Below are 1,279 nucleotides of genomic sequence, written 5' to 3'. Positions count from 1 at the left end.
GGGGTGGAAATCGAGCAGCAGGTAGATGCCGCGCTGTTCGGCCTGGCGGATCATCTGCAGCGCCGAACTGGCATCGGGTGGGCCGACCGCGTCGTCCTCGCGGTCCATGTCGATGCGGCGCAGGCCTTCGGTGATGGACCAGCGGTGCAGGGCTCGCCAGACATGCATCAGGGTCTGCCGGAACAGCTCCACGATGCGACCCTCGTCCTGGGTCTCGATGATGATCAGCGGGGTGTTGGCGCGGATCAGCGCGCTCAGGTCCTGTAACTCGCTCATGCCGGCTTGCAGTCCATTGGATCGCGCACGATAGCAAAGCGCCGCCCGGTGCAGGGGTTCAGCAGCGCGACTATCTCCGTCACGGACGGCGGTGTACGCTGCGACGACGTTCCCCGGAAGCGAGGCTGGCATGAAGACGATCCTGGTAGCCGGTTCCAAGGGTGGGGTGGGCAAGACCACCGTCGCCACCCACCTGGCGGCGCATGCCGCATTGGACGGCAAACGGACCGTGCTGGCCGACGCCGACCCGCAGGGCTCCAGCACCCGCTGGGCACAGCGCCGCGCGGTGCTGGAAAGCGCCGTGCTGCCGGTGGACGTCTACCGCAAGAAGGCCTGGGAGAAGCTGATCCCCGACGGCACCGACGAAGTGATCATCGACGCACCGGCCGGGGCATTGGCCGACGATCTGGGCCACTTCCTTGACGTTGCCGATGCCGTGGTGGTCCCGGTGCTGCCCTCGGCGCTGGACATCGAAGCCATCGTCGGCTTCCTCAACAGCCTGTCCAAAGTGCCGCGCGTGCACCGCCGCGCGCTGCCGGTGGGGCTGGTCCTCAACCGCACCAAGCCGTGGACCCAGACCTCCCAGCAGGCCATCCAGATGCTGGCCGAGTGGCCGTATGACGTTGTGGCGCAGCTGCGCGACAGCCAGAGTTACGTGGTGATGGTCGGGCTGGGACGCAGCCTGTTCGATTACCGCTCCGCGCAGGTGCGCGAGCACCAGAGTGACTGGGAGCCACTGTTGAAGTGGCTGAAGAAAGCCTGATCCGGAAGAGAGCCTTTATGCGAGAACTGATCCTGCTGCGCCATGCCCACGCCGAAGCCGCCAGTACCGGCCAGGCCGACCTTGACCGTCCGCTGTCACCGATCGGCCTGGCCGAAGCGGAAGCGGCCGGCCGCTGGTTGAAGGAGAACAACCTGCTGCCCGATTGCGTGCTGTGCTCGCCGGCGCGGCGCACCCGCGAAACCCTGGAGGCCGTGCTGGGCATCACCGGCTTTGTCGAAA

Annotated in this window: 2 protein-coding genes and 1 pseudogene; 2 read left to right on the top strand and 1 reads right to left on the bottom strand. The window is 66.8% G+C overall.

Annotated elements, in window-relative coordinates; translation table 11 throughout:
* Nucleotides 1–276 (bottom strand): annotated as a pseudogene (locus DBR34_RS08290) (ATPase); the annotation flags it as partial.
* Between the two features lie 130 nt (nt 277–406).
* Between DBR34_RS08290 and DBR34_RS08285 the strand changes: the two are divergent.
* Nucleotides 407–1,039 carry a ParA family protein gene (locus tag DBR34_RS08285; protein WP_038691342.1) on the top strand — a complete coding sequence of 211 codons (633 nt, stop codon included), beginning with the start codon at nt 407–409 and terminating at the stop codon, nt 1,037–1,039.
* A 17-nt stretch (nt 1,040–1,056) separates the two neighbouring features.
* Nucleotides 1,057–1,279: histidine phosphatase family protein (locus tag DBR34_RS08280; RefSeq protein WP_181393947.1), on the top strand; the 223-nt coding region annotated here is incomplete at its 3' end.

The organism is Stenotrophomonas sp. HMWF003 (genome assembly GCF_003061285.1).
Taxonomy (GTDB): Bacteria; Pseudomonadota; Gammaproteobacteria; order Xanthomonadales; family Xanthomonadaceae; genus Stenotrophomonas; species Stenotrophomonas maltophilia_AP.
This window is presented reverse-complemented; position numbering and strand designations above follow the sequence as displayed.

Bases quoted from the DNA above. Each gene is read 5' to 3' on its own strand.
- DBR34_RS08285 (WP_038691342.1), top strand. From the start codon at position 407: ATGAAGACGATCCTGGTAGCCGGTTCCAAGGGTGGGGTGGGCAAGACC.